Genomic DNA, 14048 nt, shown 5'->3' on the forward strand with positions numbered 1-14048 from the left:
CCCCCCCCCCCCCCCCCCCCCCCCCCCCCCCCCCCCCCCCCCCCCCCCCCCCCCCCCCCCCCCCCCCCCCCCCCCCCTCCGGGGGCGACGGCTGCGGAGGGGCGCGCCCTTCGGGCGGCGCGGTGAAGAGTCCGGGTTTCAGGGACCAGAGGTGGTCGCGAACCTCGGTGGTCAGGAGTGGAAGCGGACCTCGTCGCCCGGGGTCAGGTGGGCCAGGGCGTCGAGGGACGTCGAGGCGACGACGGCGAGGACGGGGTAGCCGCCCGTTGTGGGGTGGTCGGGGCCGAAGAGGACGGGGAGGCCCGAGGGCGGGAGCTGGATCGCGCCGTGGACCAGGGCCTCGCTGGGGAGCTCGGGGGCGTCGCCTGTGGGGAGGGGGGTGCCGGTGAGGCGGAGGCCGATGCGGTCGGCGGAGGGGCTGAGGTGCCAGGGGCCGGTGAGCAGGCGCTGCCACGTGCCGGGGGGCAGGAGGTCGAGGCGGGGGCCGGGGTGCACGCGCAGGACCGGGTCTCGGGGCGGGTCGAAGGGCCACCAGTCGGGGAGGAGGACCTCGCCGGCGTGGGTGCCGAACGCGAGCAGGTCGCGGGGGCGGAGGGGGGCCGGGCCGAGGGCGGAGAGGGTGTCGCGGGAGCGGGAGCCGAGGACGGGTGGCGCGGCGATGCCGCCGCGGACGCCGAGGGTGCGGCGCAGGCCCGTCGTCAGGGGGCCGAGTCGCAGGACCGAGCCCTCGGGGGCGAGCGTCGGCAGGACGCGGGCGAGGGCGGCGCCGTCGAGGGTCGCGGCTCCGGCGGCTCCGGTCAGGCTGATCCAGGCGGAGGTCTCGAAGCGGGCGGTGAAGCCGGCGCCGAGCAGTTCGAGCGCAGCCGCGTCCGGGGCGTTGCCGAGCAGGCGGTTCGCGAGGCGGAGAGCGCCGCGGTCCATCGCGCCGGAGCGTCCGACGCCGACGGCGGCGTGGCCGGGGCGGCCGTGGTCCTCGACGAGGGCCAGGGGGCCGGGGTCGAGGATGCGCAGGCTCACGGCAGTGCCCGGAAGCGGACCTCGTCGCCGGGGGCGAGCAGGGCGGGCGGCAGGCGCTCGATGTCCCAGAGCTCCGCGTCGGTCGAGCCGATCAGCTGCCAGCCGCCGGGGGAGGAGCGCGGGTAGACGCCGGAGTAGCCAGCTGCGAGGGCGACCGCGCCGGCGGGGACGCGGGTGCGCGGCTCGGCGCGGCGGGCGACCTCCGGCCAGGGGGTGAGCGCGACGAGGTAGGCGAAGCCGGGGGCGAAGCCGCCGAAGGCCGCGCGCCACGGGGTCGCCGTGTGGCGGCGGATCAGCTCGGCGGTCGTCCAGCCCAGGGCGTCCGCCGCCTCGGCGAGGTCGACGCCGTCGTAGCGGACGGCGATCTCGTGCCGGCGGCCGACGGTGCCCGGCACGTTCGGCTCCGTCGCCTCCGCGGTCCGCAGGATCCACGGGGACGCGGTCGCGACCGGCAGTGACTCGTCCAGCACGACGAGGACCGTCCGGGCGGCAGGGACCAGGTCGAGGACGCCCGCGGGCCGGGAGCGGTCGAGCGCCGCCGCGAGGGCGAGCGCCTCGTCGAGGCCGTCGACCTCGGCCAGCACGGCGCGGTCGCCGGAGGGCAGCAGCCGCACCGGGATCACGGCGCAGCGCTCACCAGGGTGACGCCCGCCTCGGAGAGGGCCGCGCGCACCGCCTCCGCCATCGCGACGGCGCCGGGGGTGTCGCCGTGGACGCAGAGGGAGTCGACGTCGAGCTGCAGGTCCTCGCCCGAGGCGGCCGTCACGGCGCCCTCGAGGACCATCCGCACGGCCCGGGCGGCGACGACCGCCGGGTCGGTCAGCAGGTCGCCCGGCTCGCCGCGGGGCACCAGCGTGCCGTCGGCGCGGTAGCCGCGGTCGACGAACGCCTCGCGGAGGAACGGCAGGCCGGCGCTCGCCGCCGCGCGCTCGACGGCGGAGGACCCGAGGCCGAGCAGGGGCAGTGCGGGAGCGGTGTCCCGGACGGCGGCGACCACCGCCTCCGCCTGCCGCTCGTCGTGCACGATGCGGTTGTAGAGAGCCCCGTGCGGCTTGACGTAGCGCACCTCCGTGCCCGCGGCTCGCGCGATCGCCTGCAGGGCGCCGAGCTGGTAGACGACGTCGGCGTGCAGCTCGGCCGGGTCGACGGGGAGGTCGCGGCGGCCGAAGCCGGCGAGATCCCGGTAGGCGACGTGGGCGCCGATCGCCACACCGCGCTCGGCGGCGGTGCGGCAGGTGGCGAGCATGATCGAGGGGTCGCCGGCGTGGAAGCCGCAGGCGACGTTGGCGCTCGTGACGATCCGGAGCATCGCGTCGTCGTCGCCGAGCGACCACACACCGAAGCCCTCGCCGAGGTCGGCGTTCAGATCGATCGTCCTCCGCATCCTCCGAGCCTACGGGCGGCGTCCAGCCGGGGCTCGCTAGCGTGGGTAGACGCGCTCGCGTTCCCACCCCCTCCGGACCACCGCTCGAGCGCGCCCCCACGAAGGAGAAAACATGCTGACCGTCAACGCCTACGCCGCCCCCTCCGCCACCGAGCCGCTCGTCCCCACCACGATCGAGCGCCGCGACGTCGGAGCGCACGACGTGCTCATCGAGATCGCCTACGCGGGCATCTGCCACTCCGACATCCACACCGTCCGCGGCGAGTGGGGCCCCGTCCAGTACCCCCTCACCGTCGGCCACGAGATCGTCGGCGTCGTCGCCGAGGTCGGCTCCGAGGTGACCAAGCACAAGGTCGGCGACCGCGTCGGCGTCGGCTGCATGGTCAACTCCTGCCGCGAGTGCGAGAACTGCCTCGCCGGCGAGGAGCAGTACTGCCTGAAGGGCAACACCGGCACCTACGCCTCCGTCGACCGCGACGGCACCGTCACCCAGGGCGGCTACTCCACCCACGTCGTCGTCGTCGAGGACTTCGTGCTCCGCGTCCCGGAGTCGATCCCCTACGAGGCCGCCGCGCCGCTGCTCTGCGCCGGCATCACCACCTACTCGCCGCTCTCGCACTGGGAGGCGGGCCCCGGCAAGCGGGTCGCCGTCGTCGGTCTCGGCGGGCTCGGCCACATGGCCGTCAAGTTCGCGCACGCGATGGGCGCCGAGGTCACCGTGCTCTCGCAGTCGCTGAGCAAGAAGGAGGACGGCCTCCGTCTGGGCGCCGACCACTACTACGCGACGAAGGACGAGGAGACGTTCTCCACGCTCAAGAACACCTTCGACATCATCATCAACACGGTCAGCGCGCCGCTCGACCTGGACGCCTACCTCGGCCTCCTGCGCCGCAACGGCACGATGGTGAACGTCGGCGCTCCGGCCGAGGCGCTGCCGCTGCACGTCTTCACCCTGTTCGCCGCGCGCCGCTCCTTCGCGGGCTCGGGCATCGGCGGCATCCGCGAGACCCAGGAGATGCTCGACTTCTGCGCGGAGAAGGGCATCGCGAGCGAGGTCGAGGTCGTCTCGGCGTCGCAGATCAACGAGGCCTACGAGCGCGTGCTCGCCTCGGACGTGCGCTACCGCTTCGTCATCGACATCGCGACGCTCACGAAGTAGCGGTTCCACCGGTCGCGGGGTCGGCTACGGTCGTTCGCATGAGCGAGCGCAGCCACCCCGCGGTCGACCGCGTCCTGGCCGATCTCGAGGCGCACGGGATGCGGCCGCCGGTCCGCTGGCTCGACGAGGCGGCGTCGACGGCGGCGCTCGCCGCGGCCGCCCTCGGCATCGAGGTCGGCCAGATCGCGAACTCGCTGGTCTTCCTCCTCGACGGGTCGCCGCTGCTGATCCTCACCAGCGGCGCGCACCGCGTCGACACCGACTGGCTGGGCGCTGAGCTCGGCGGGGAGATCACCCGCGCCTCGGCCGCGGTCGTCAAGGCCGCGACGGGCCAGACCATCGGCGGCGTCGCGCCGGTCGGTCACCCGACCCCGCTGCCCACCGTGGTCGACTCCGCCCTGGCCGAGTTCGACACCGTCTGGGCGGCCGCCGGCCACGCCCACACCGTCTACCCGACCAGCGCCGCGGAGCTCGTCCGCGTCACCGGAGGCGCTCTGCGCTCGGTCGTCCCGCCGGCGCCGGCCGAGTAGCCCGCTCCGCGTTTCGTGGTGAGGAAAAGGACGCGCCGCGCCCCTTCTCATGCTGGTCGAGTAGCCCCGCAGGGGCGTATCGAGACCCACCGCCCTCGACAGGGCGGGTCTGCAGACTCGCGTTCTGACGGTGGTGGATCTCGATACGCCGCGCTCCGCGGGCTACTCGATCAGCATGGTTCGCCCATGCCTACCAGGTGATCTCTCCTAGGAGATCGGAGGATCAGCGGACGCGGCCCGCGCCGTCGGCCGCGGTCACGAGGAAGAGCTCGGGCGTGCGGAAGCCCTTGTCGGCGAAGGCGGCGAGGACCGCCGCGCGGACCTCCTGCTCCTTCTCGACCGGGGTGAGCGCGATGGCGGAGCCGCCGAAGCCGCCGCCCGTCATCCGCGCACCGATCGCGCCGGCGCCGCGGGAGGCCTCGACGGCGGTGTCGAGCTCCGGGATCGAGATCTCGAAGTCGTCGCGGAGCGAGACGTGGCCGGCGTCGAGGAGCTCGCCGATCGCGCGCGGCCCCTGCTCGCGGAGGGTGCGGACGGTGGTGAGGACGCGGGCGTCCTCGGTCACCACGTGCTTCACCCGGCGGTAGGTCACGTCGTCGAGGAGCTCCTCGGCGCGCGGCAGGTCGTCCACCGACAGCTCGCGCAGCGACTCCACCCCGAGCGTCGAGGCACCGAGCTCGCAGGACGCACGGCGCTCGGCGTAGCCGCCGGTGGCGTGCGCGTGCTCGACCCGGGTGTCGATGACGAGGAGTACCAGCCCGGCCTCCTCGAAGCCGAGCGGCACGACCTCGGTGTCCAGGCTCCGGCAGTCGAGGAAGACGGCCGCGTCGCGCTCGCCGAACAGCGAGGCGGACTCGTCCATGATCCCGGTCGGCGCGCCGACGGCCACGTTCTCGGCGCGACGGCCCACGCGGGCGAGCGTCGCTCGGTCGAGCCCGAGCTCCCAGAGCTCGTTCAGCGCCACGGCCATCGCGCACATCAGTGCGGCCGAGCTGGAGAGCCCCGCGCCGACCGGCACGTCGGAGTCGACGAACGCGTCGAAGCCCGAGCGCGCGCCGAGGTCGACGCCGTACTCGGTGAGCGCCCAGACGACACCGAGCGGGTAGGCAGACCAGCCGTCGAGCGCGTCCGGCCCGAGGTCGTCCAGCGAGATCTCGACGTGCTCGGGGGAGAAGGCGCTCGAGATCCGGACGACCCGGTCCTCCCTCGGCGCGACGGCCATCGCGGTGGCGCGGTCGATGGCGAACGGGAAGACGAAGCCGTCGTTGTAGTCGGTGTGCTCGCCGATCAGGTTGACCCGGCCGGGGCCGGCCCAGACGCCGACGGCCGGGTGGCCGTAGGCGCGCTCGAAGTCCTGCGCGGCGCGCTCGGCGACGGCGTCGAGGGAGGCGGAGGTGGTCATCGGTTCTCCTCGGGGGTGGTGTCGGCGGCGGGGAGCGACGCGTCGGGGTTCGCGGCCGTCTCGGCGGCCAGGGTCGCGGCGTCGGCGCGCTCGATCGCCTCGCGCAGGGCGGCGGCGCTCGTCTCGGGGGCGATGTCGCCGATCCAGGCGCCCATCGCCGCCTCGCTGCCCGCCAGGTACTTGAGCTTGGTGGCGGCGCGGCGCGGCGACGTGATCTGCAGCATGAGCCGCACCTCGTCGCGCCGCTCGTGCACCGGCGCCTGATGCCAGGCGGAGATGTAGGGGGTGGGCGAGTCGTAGAGCGCATCGATCCCGCGCAGGAGCCGCTGGTAGACCACGGCGAGCTCGTCGCGCTCCTCGGGCGTCGTCTCGCTGATGTCGGCCACGTGGCGGTGCGGCAGCACGTGCACCTCGATGGGCCAGCGCGCGGCGAAGGGCACGAAGGCGGTCCAGTGCTCGCCGCGGACGAGCACGCGCTCGCCGGCCTGCTCGAAGGCGAGGATGTCGGCGAACATCCCGGGGCCGTAGGCGTCGAGCGACGCGAGCAGCCGCGTCGTGCGCGGGGTGACGTACGGGTAGGAGTAGATCTGGCCGTGCGGGTGGTGCAGGGTGACCCCGATCGCCTCTCCGCGGTTCTCGAACGGGAAGACCTGCTGCACCCCGGGCAGAGCCGACAGCGCGGCGACGCGGTCGGCCCACGCCTCCACGACGGTGCGGGCCCGCGAGGCGGAGAGGGTCGCGAACGAGCCCTCGTGCTCGGGGCTGAAGCAGACGACCTCGCAGCGGCCGACGCTCGTCAGGGTCCGTCCGAGGCCGAGCGTGCGGAGGTCCTCGAGGGACGCGGGCGCGTCCTCGTCCTCGAGCAGCGGCCCGAAGGACGGCGAGCGGTTCTCGAAGACGGCGACGTCGTAGACGCTCGGCACCTCCGACGGGTTCGTCGGCGAGGCCGGGGCGAGCGGGTCGAGCTCGGCGGGCGGCAGGAAGACGCGGTTCTGCCGGGAGGCGGCGATCGACACCCACTCCCCGGTGAGGACGTCCTGACGCATGCGCGCGGTCGCGGGGCGGGGATCGAGCTCGCGGGCGTCCGCCGAGCGCTCGGGAGGGAGGGACGTGTCCGCGTCATCGAAGTAGATGAGGTCGCGGCCGTCGGCGAGGACGTGCGGGCGCTTGACGACGCCGGCGGAGAGGGGGATCGCTTCGTTCATGGCACCGCCCACGATAGACCGCGACCTTCGGAAAGGAAAGCGTGGTTTCTCTTTGACAAGTCGATGGCGCGAAGGACACGATGGAGCGATGAGGACGGACGGGGAGCAGGAGGGCCGCTCGGCGCCCGAGCGCCGCTTCGAGATGCGGCTGCTCGCCGAGAAGCAGGGCTTCGTCTCCGTCGCGGACCTCTCCGACCGCCTCGGCGTCTCCGTCGTCACCGTGCGCTCCGACCTCGATCGGCTCGCCGGCGAGGGGACCGTCCAGCGCGTCCGCGGGGGAGCCGTGCCGACCGGCGAGCGCTCGGGGGAGCGCTCGTTCGAGGAGGGCCTCGCCTCCGCCTCCGACGAGAAGGCCGCGATCGGCCGCGAGGCCGCCGCCTCGGTCGTCTCCGGCGAGAGCGTGATCCTCGACGTCGGCACCACGACGCTCGCGATCGCCCACGCACTCGTGGCCCGCGACGACCTCCGCGACGTCACCGTCGTCACCAACGGCCTCAGCATCGCCCTCGCCCTCGAGCCCGCCATCCCGCGCTTCACCGTCGTCGTCACCGGCGGCACCCTGCGCCCGCTGCAGCACTCCCTCGTCGAGCCGCTCGCCTCCGAGGTGCTCGAGCGGATCCGCGCCGACGTCGTCTTCGTCGGCTGCACGGGCGTCCACCCGGAGGCGGGCGTGACCAACGTGAACCTGCCCGAGGCGACGCTCAAGCGCCGCATGCTGCACGCGGCCACCCGCCGCGTCGTGGTCGCCGACTCGAGCAAGCTCGGCGTCGTCGACCTCGGCCGGGTCGCCGGCACCGAGGAGTTCGACCGCCTGCTCACCGGTGCGTCCGCGGGCGACGCCGTCGTGGAGCGGCTCGAGGCGGCGGGCCTCGCCGTCGCCCGCTGCGGCACGCTCCGGCCCGGTCCGCAGGCCGACGGCGGTGCCGGTCCGTAGGATTCAGGGATGGCCGACTTCACTCCCGCCCCCGCAACCGGGCGCCAGTTCGCCCTCGACCTCACCGCCGAGGGACGCATCCTGCACGCCGTCGTCACGGAGGTGGCCGCAGGGCTGCGCCACCTCTCCGTCGACGGCGTCGAGATCACCGCCGGATACCCCGAGACCGTCGTCCCGCCGTTCGGCTCGGGCATCGTCCTGATGCCCTGGCCCAACCGCGTGAAGGACGGCCGCTGGCACCACGCCGGGCGCACCCAGCAGCTCGACATCACCGAGCCCAAGTACCACAACGCGATCCACGGCCTGCTGCGCAGCGCCTCCTACCGCGTCGTCGAGCAGGGCCCGTCCTTCGTCGAGCTCGCCGCGCCCGTCGTCCCGCAGGCCGGCTACCCGTTCCACCTCGAGACCACGGTCCGCTACGAGCTGCAGGCCGACGGCCTGAAGGTCGTGCACCGCGTCGTCAACGTCGGCGCCGATGAGGCACCCGTCGCGATCGGCACGCACCCGTTCCTCGCGATCGGCGACGTCCCGACCGACGAGCTCGAGATCACGGTCGACGCGGCCGTGCACATCGAGGTCGACGAGCGGCTCAACCCCACGGGTCAGAGCCCGGTCGACGGCACCGAGTGGGACCTCCGCCGCGGCCGCCGGATCGGCGAGCTCGAGCTCGACGACGCCTGGGCCGACGTCACGATCGTCGACGGCGAGAGCGTCCACGGCCTCCTCGCCGACGACGGCCGCCGCGTGCTGCTCTGGGCCGACGCCTCGCACAACTTCATCCAGGTCTTCATCACCCGGATCTTCCCCGACGGCGACGACGTCAAGACCGCCATCGCGGTCGAGCCGATGACCGCGCCCGCCGAGGCGCTCAACTCCGGTCAGGGCCTGCGCTGGCTCGAGCCCGGCGAGGAGTGGAGCGTCGCCTGGGGCATCCGCCACGAGGGATTCCCCGCCTCGTCATGACGACGAGCAGCACGAGCGCCGTCAGCACCGCCACGGCCGGAACCTCCGCGGGCCGCGACGACGAGGCGAAGCGCGCCGCACTCGTCGCGATGAAGCGGCTCGCCACCGGACTGCTGGTGCTGATGGCGATCGTGTTCGCCGTGTCCTTCGCGCTCCAGGACCGCTACCCCTGGCTGCAGTGGGTGCGCGCGGCGAGCGAGGGCGGCATGGTCGGCGCGCTCGCGGACTGGTTCGCGGTGACGGCGCTCTTCCGGCGGCCGCTCGGGCTGCCGATCCCGCACACGGCGATCATCCCGACCAAGAAGGACGAGATCGGCGCGAGTCTCGCCCAGTTCGTGGAGGAGAACTTCCTCCGCGGCGCGATCGTCCGCGAGAAGCTCGACTCCTTCGGCATCGCCCGCCGTGCCGGGCTCTGGCTCGCCGAGCCCGAGAACGCGCATCGCGTCGGCGGCGAGAGCGCGGCGGCGGTCCGCTCCGCGATCGCGCTGCTCGACGACTCCGACGTGCAGCGCGTGATCGAGGCGCTCGCCCGGCGCCACCTGCTCGACCCGCAGTGGGGCCCGCCGCTGGGCTCGCTCGTCGGCAGCGTCGTCGAGGCCGGGCACCACCGCCGGCTCGTCGACACGCTGGTCGAGCAGGCCGAGGTCTGGCTGATCGCGAATCCCGAGAGCTTCACGAGGATGGTCAGCGGCCGGCTCCCCAGCTGGCTGCCCTCCGCGGTCAGCCGGGCGGTCGACGAGCGGCTCTACCGCGAGGCGCTCGTCCTCGTCGAGACGATCCGCGACGACCAGGGCCACCCGTTCCGGATCGCGGTGGACGGCTACCTCGCGACGCTCGCGAAGGACCTCGGCAGCGACCCCGACCTGATCCTGCGCGTCGAGGAGATCAAGAACCGCGCCTTCGACAGCCCCCGGGTGCGCGAGCTGGCCGGGGACGCCTGGGAGTCGACGAAGTCGTCGCTGCTCGGCGCGATGGACGACCCCGAGAGCCCGCTGCGCGCGAGCATCGAGTCGATCGTCGTCGACCTCGGCCGCCGGCTCTCGACCGATCAGGCGCTCGCCTCGACCGTCGACACCTGGATCGGCACCGTCGCGGCGAACCTCGTCGACCGCTACCGGGGCGACATCGCCAGCATCATCGGCGAGACGATCGGCCGCTGGGACCCGCAGGAGACCTCCGAGAAGCTCGAGCTGCAGGTCGGCAAGGACCTGCAGTTCATCCGGATCAACGGCACCGTCGTCGGCTCGCTGGCGGGCCTGGTGATCTTCACCGTCGCCCACGCTCTCCTGGGCTCCTGACGCGGGACGCCCGCCGGATCGGGCGCGCGATCGGAACGGGTCGCCCGGGCCCGCTCCGCAAGCCCTCGCCGGTGTCGGTGGTCGGGCGTACGGTCGCAGCATGAGCGACGACATCCCCAACACCACCGATCCCGACGTCAAGACCGAGGGCGACGTCCTCGGCGCCCGTGCCGATGACGGCAGCGACACCAGCGCCAGCAAGGACCCGTCCGACTGGGTCACCGGCGACGAGCCGATGACCGGCCCGCAGCGCAGCTACCTCGACACCCTCGCCCGCGAGGCCGGCGAGACCCTCCCGGCCGACATCACGAAGGCGGAGGCGTCCGAGCACATCGATCGCCTGCAGTCCGCGACCGGCCGCGGCGACGGCAGCAAGTAGTCACCCGCACCACTCGCACCCGGGCGCACGACGGCTGAGCATTGCTGCCGTCGTGCGCCCCCGTGTCGGGGCCGTCAGGGCGCGCCCACCCTCTCTAGGGTCACGGGCATGGCGATGTCCCGGACCACGCAGACGGCTCTCGATCTCATCGACGCGGTACGGATCCCGGAGGGGATCGACCCGCGTCTCGCCCGCCAGGTCTCGCTCTCGCTGAGACTCCTCCTCGAATCCGACAGCTTCGGTCCGAGCGACCGGACGCTGCGCCGCCGCTCCCGCAGGCTGCGCGCCGGTCGCCTGGTCTGAGGGCTGTGGCTGGAGCGCCTGCGTGACCTCGCAGGGGGCAGACAGCGCGCGCGCAGCGGTCTAGAGTTCGGGTCATCCGGTCCGCCGGACGCCCGCGGGGCCGAGCACGGGGACGACGTCGTCTCACGAGCCGGGCCCGCCGTCCGCTCGCACGACGAGCGACCGCTCCCTGCCGACGCCCAGCGCCGACGCCGTCTCGATGAGGAGACCGTCATGCCGTCCTTCCGCTCCACCCTGCTCGCCCTCGCCGCCTCTGTCGCCCTCGTGGGCGCCGCCGCCACCCCCGCCCTCGCCGATCACAACGCCGGGGCCAACCTCGACGGCTACGCCTCGACCGACATCTCGTCGAACGGCTCCTGCTACTACGGCGCCCTGCTACCCGCCGCGCCCGGCTACAGCCTCCAGACGAAGGACTACCGCTTCGTCCGGTCCGGGACGTCGCTGACGCTCGTCTGCGTCTTCACCGGCATCCCCGCCTTCGTGCCCGCCGACGACACGGTCACCGGTGACGACTACACGGCGCCGACCCGGCTGACCCGGTACGTCTCCCTCGGCTCGTGCCTCCCGCCCGGCGTCGACTCCGCCTCCGAGCTCTACCCGGACTACGAGCGCGAGGTGCCGAGGGTCGACGCGGTCACCTACTCCTACCGCTCGACCACCACGATGGTCTGCCACTGGCGCGTCGACCCCACGCGCTGACCCGCAGGGGCGGCCGGCGGTGTCCCCTTCCGCCGGTCGCCCCGCCCCCGCGGCCACCCCTGCTGATCGCTCAGCCGCCATCGCAGGGCGATGAGGAGACCGAGGTTCATGGGGAGGTGGGTCTCGATACGCCCCTGCGGGGCTACTCGACCAGCAAGCTCTGCGCCCTCTCTTCCCAGTCGACCCGACTCTCGAGCAGCCCCTCCCCGCCACCGACTCATGCTGGTCGAGTAGCCGCCGCAGGCGGCGTATCGAGACCCGCCCACCGCCCGAGCAGCTCCACCAGGCGCCCCGCCACGACCCCGCCCCGACAGGACACCCCCGATGACCCACCGCCTCCAGCCCCACCAGAGCACGACCGTCCGCCTGGTCCGCTGGTTCCGCACCGTGGACGGCTGGCAGTCCGAGATCGTCCGCGGCCGCCTCCTCGAGCACCACGACGGCGTCTGGCGCCTGCTCTCGACCGAGGACGGCGAGGAGCGCGACTACCCCGACGCCGCCTGGTCCCTCTGCCACGAGTGATCTCGGCCGTCGGCGGGAAGGGCGTCGAGCGCTGCTGCTCCGCCGCGTCCACCGACGCACGTTCGCGGCGGTCGTGCTCGGGAGACGGCGGGAGGAGTGGGCCCCGTCGGGCTCGAACCGACGACCCGCGGATTAAAAGTCCGCTGCTCTGCCAACTGAGCTAGAGGCCCGCGGCATCCAGGGTAGCGCCCCCGCGCGCCCGGACCGGCGTCGGGCATACCTGCCCAGGCGCAGGCGTTACCCTCCTCGAACCCCCACGAAGCAGGACGCGTCCGCGCGTCCCGCCCGACCGCGGAAGGCGGCCCCATGACAGACGGCTTCCACAAGCCGACCAAGTTCCCCTCCCGCGTCTTCGAGGCGTTCCAGGGCGGGGAGGACCCGGCGCAGATCAGCCGGGTCGCCCATGAGACGGCGATCGCACTGCTCAGCCGGGTGCGCGAGGACCCGAATCCGGTGGTCATCGACCGCCTGGTCGAGTACACCGACCACAACGGCATCGACGCGCTCGCCGAGCTGTGGGCCCGCTCCAGCCCGTCCAGCCTCCCCGGCGCCCTCTGGCGCATCTACCTGCTGCGGCTCGTCATCCGGCAGGACCCGGAGAGCACGAGCTTCCTCTACCAGCGCGGGGTCGAGCTCTCGGCGACCATCGACCCGGTCGTCGCCGGCGCGGTCACGCCGACCGGACCGGCCGAGATCACCGAGCTGGCCGACCGCATCCTCCGCGGAGTGTTCGACGGCGACTTCGCCGTCGCCCTCGACCGCGCCGCGGCTTTCTGCCGGGTGAGCGCCTCCGGTGCCGCCTCGGTGGCCGACGACGTCGAGCTGATCGATGGACCGCGGGCGAGCCAGCTGACCACTCGCGCCCTCCGCCTCTCGACCACCGCGGCCGAGCTGGTGAGCTGCGCACGCCTCTGGCGCAGCGACTCACTCGAGTAGGAGCGGACTCCGCTACCCGATCGCGGCGCCCTGCGGCACACCGCGTTCTCGCTCCGCGAACGCCCCTCGCGGGCGTGCGGGGGACAGCCGGTACACTGGTCGGAGCCGGATCGCAGTAACCCCGGGCTCCACTTATAGCCGCTTCGAGCGGCCTCGCGCCGAGAGGCGTTTCTGCGATCCGGCCCCTTCTCCTCTCGACAGCATCCCCAGCGGATCCCGGCGGCGAGCGAGGGCCCAGTGGCGGGCGGTCCGAGGCGCGAGTCCTCCCCTCCCGGCAGAGTCCCCGACAGACAGGCGACATCCGGAATGAAGAACCGCAGGGCACTCCGGATCGGCGCGCGGTGGTGGGCCGGGACCGCCCTCCTGGTGATCGCCGTCCTCCTCTTCCTCTCCGCCCCCGGCGTGGACGACGAGATCGGTGCCCTCCTCGGCAACGGCGTCGTCTTCTCGCAGGGTGCCCTGATGCGCACGCTCGCCGTGCTCGACACGGCCGCCGCGCTCTGGGTGCTCGTCCGTCCGCGCAGCTCCGCCGGTCTGACCGCGGCCCTCGCCGCCGTGATCGGACTGTGGCTCGCCCCGCGGATGGGCGCCGCGGCGCTGGTCGACGTGGGCGGCTTCGCTCTCGACGTCCGCTTCGTCGTCCTCCCCCTCGAAGTGTCGGTCGTGATCGCGGGACTCGCCGTGACAGCCTTCTGGATGACCCGGAATCTGAAGTCCCGGGCACGAGCAGGGCAGGGCGCATGAGCGACGACACCACCGCCGAGGGCACCGCCCCCGACCTCGGCGCTCTCCTCGAGCGCATCGCCGCGGGGGAGCAGGCCGCGTTCTCGCAGCTCTACGACCTCGTCGCCTCGCGCGTCCTCGGACTGATCACGCGGGTCCTGGTCGACCGCGCCCAATCGGAGGAGGTGGCCCAGGAGGTCTTCCTCGAGATCTGGCAAACCGCTGGACGCTTCGCTCCGAATAAGGGAAGTGCGACGACCTGGATCCTCACGATGGCACACCGCAGGGCCATCGATCGGGTTCGCGCGGCCCAAGCGGGCCGTGATCGGGACGTCCGCATAGGAATCCGCGACCTCGGTCGCGACTACGACCAGGTCGCCGAGCAGGCGGAGGTGTCCCTCGAGCACGAGAAGGTCACCGCCGCCCTGGAGCGGTTGACCGAGCTCCAGCGGCAAGCGCTGCAGCTCGCGTACTACGGCGGCTACTCGCACAGCGAGATCGCCGGGATCCTGAACTGCCCCGTCGGTACCATAAAAACGCGCCTGCGCGACGGGATGATACGACTGAGAGAAGAGATGGGGGTGGCCCTGTGAA

The 14048-nt window shown here is 73.4% G+C and carries 17 protein-coding genes and 1 tRNA gene; 12 read left to right on the plus strand and 6 right to left on the minus strand.

Annotated elements, in window-relative coordinates; genetic code table 11:
- Positions 1 to 171: 171 nt before the first annotated feature.
- The 3 genes from MT355_RS04590 to MT355_RS04600 are packed head-to-tail and all read right to left on the minus strand — an operon-like array spanning position 172 to position 2401.
- Entirely contained in the window at positions 172 to 1017 is an 846-nt protein-coding gene (locus MT355_RS04590) for a biotin-dependent carboxyltransferase family protein (RefSeq protein ID WP_243598717.1), read from the minus strand.
- Complete coding sequence (locus MT355_RS04595) at positions 1014 to 1640, minus strand: allophanate hydrolase subunit 1 (RefSeq protein ID WP_243598718.1); 627 nt, start codon at positions 1638 to 1640, stop codon at positions 1014 to 1016. Before MT355_RS04595 ends, MT355_RS04590 begins: the two co-directional genes overlap by 4 nt.
- Positions 1637 to 2401 (minus strand): LamB/YcsF family protein, encoded by a 765-nt coding sequence (locus MT355_RS04600; RefSeq protein ID WP_243598719.1) that lies wholly within the window; start codon positions 2399 to 2401, stop codon positions 1637 to 1639. The genes MT355_RS04595 and MT355_RS04600 overlap by 4 nt, the downstream gene beginning before the upstream one ends.
- A gap of 112 nt (positions 2402 to 2513) precedes the next feature.
- Between MT355_RS04600 and MT355_RS04605 the strand changes: the two genes are divergently transcribed.
- The gene (locus MT355_RS04605) at positions 2514 to 3560 is read left to right on the plus strand and encodes an NAD(P)-dependent alcohol dehydrogenase (RefSeq protein ID WP_123735082.1); all 1047 of its coding nucleotides are present in this window, start codon (positions 2514 to 2516) and stop codon (positions 3558 to 3560) included.
- Between the two features lie 38 nt (positions 3561 to 3598).
- The gene (locus MT355_RS04610; RefSeq protein WP_243598720.1) at positions 3599 to 4090 is read left to right on the plus strand and encodes a YbaK/EbsC family protein; all 492 of its coding nucleotides are present in this window, start codon (positions 3599 to 3601) and stop codon (positions 4088 to 4090) included.
- Positions 4091 to 4313: 223 nt separating this feature from the next.
- On the opposite strand, the gene galK is transcribed toward MT355_RS04610, so the two are convergent.
- A complete protein-coding gene (gene galK / locus MT355_RS04615) occupies positions 4314 to 5492 on the minus strand; it encodes a galactokinase (protein WP_243598721.1) in 1179 nt (392 codons plus the stop codon).
- Positions 5489 to 6697: a galactose-1-phosphate uridylyltransferase gene (gene galT / locus MT355_RS04620; protein ID WP_123702214.1), complete on the minus strand. Its 1209-nt coding sequence runs from the start codon at positions 6695 to 6697 to the stop codon at positions 5489 to 5491. Before galT ends, galK begins: the two co-directional genes overlap by 4 nt.
- Before the next feature lie 88 nt (positions 6698 to 6785).
- Here galT and MT355_RS04625 point away from each other — a divergent pair, with 88 nt between their 5' ends.
- From MT355_RS04625 to MT355_RS04655, 7 genes are all read left to right on the plus strand, one after another.
- Entirely contained in the window at positions 6786 to 7631 is an 846-nt protein-coding gene (locus MT355_RS04625; protein WP_243598722.1) for a DeoR/GlpR family DNA-binding transcription regulator, read from the plus strand.
- Between the two features lie 9 nt (positions 7632 to 7640).
- Entirely contained in the window at positions 7641 to 8594 is a 954-nt protein-coding gene (locus tag MT355_RS04630; RefSeq protein WP_243598723.1) for an aldose 1-epimerase family protein, read from the plus strand.
- The gene (locus tag MT355_RS04635; RefSeq protein WP_243598724.1) at positions 8591 to 9892 is read left to right on the plus strand and encodes a DUF445 domain-containing protein; all 1302 of its coding nucleotides are present in this window, start codon (positions 8591 to 8593) and stop codon (positions 9890 to 9892) included. The genes MT355_RS04630 and MT355_RS04635 overlap by 4 nt, the downstream gene beginning before the upstream one ends.
- A 100-nt stretch (positions 9893 to 9992) precedes the next feature.
- Positions 9993 to 10271 (plus strand): DUF3072 domain-containing protein, encoded by a 279-nt coding sequence (locus MT355_RS04640; protein WP_123445134.1) that lies wholly within the window; start codon positions 9993 to 9995, stop codon positions 10269 to 10271.
- A gap of 108 nt (positions 10272 to 10379) precedes the next feature.
- Positions 10380 to 10574 (plus strand): hypothetical protein, encoded by a 195-nt coding sequence (locus MT355_RS04645; RefSeq protein ID WP_123445135.1) that lies wholly within the window; start codon positions 10380 to 10382, stop codon positions 10572 to 10574.
- A gap of 213 nt (positions 10575 to 10787) precedes the next feature.
- Positions 10788 to 11273, plus strand: a complete 486-nt coding sequence (locus tag MT355_RS04650; protein WP_123445136.1) for a hypothetical protein — start codon at positions 10788 to 10790, stop codon at positions 11271 to 11273.
- Between the two features lie 324 nt (positions 11274 to 11597).
- Positions 11598 to 11795 carry a hypothetical protein gene (locus MT355_RS04655; RefSeq protein ID WP_243598725.1) on the plus strand — a complete coding sequence of 66 codons (198 nt, stop codon included), beginning with the start codon at positions 11598 to 11600 and terminating at the stop codon, positions 11793 to 11795.
- 97 nt (positions 11796 to 11892) lie between these two features.
- Here MT355_RS04655 and MT355_RS04660 read toward each other — a convergent pair.
- Positions 11893 to 11965: transfer RNA gene (locus MT355_RS04660), tRNA-Lys, on the minus strand.
- A 136-nt stretch (positions 11966 to 12101) separates the two neighbouring features.
- Between MT355_RS04660 and MT355_RS04665 the strand changes: the two genes are divergently transcribed.
- The 3 genes from MT355_RS04665 to sigK all read left to right on the plus strand — a co-directional run bounded on the left by MT355_RS04665 (position 12102) and on the right by sigK (position 14047).
- Entirely contained in the window at positions 12102 to 12731 is a 630-nt protein-coding gene (locus MT355_RS04665; protein WP_243598726.1) for a DNA-directed RNA polymerase subunit beta, read from the plus strand.
- A gap of 306 nt (positions 12732 to 13037) precedes the next feature.
- A complete protein-coding gene (locus MT355_RS04670; protein ID WP_243598727.1) occupies positions 13038 to 13475 on the plus strand; it encodes a hypothetical protein in 438 nt (145 codons plus the stop codon).
- The gene (sigK, locus tag MT355_RS04675; protein WP_123445139.1) at positions 13472 to 14047 is read left to right on the plus strand and encodes an ECF RNA polymerase sigma factor SigK; all 576 of its coding nucleotides are present in this window, start codon (positions 13472 to 13474) and stop codon (positions 14045 to 14047) included. The genes MT355_RS04670 and sigK overlap by 4 nt, the downstream gene beginning before the upstream one ends.
- Position 14048 lies beyond the last annotated feature (1 nt).

The organism is Rathayibacter sp. VKM Ac-2929 (assembly GCF_022815495.1).
GTDB classification, from domain to species: domain Bacteria; phylum Actinomycetota; class Actinomycetes; order Actinomycetales; family Microbacteriaceae; genus Rathayibacter; species Rathayibacter festucae.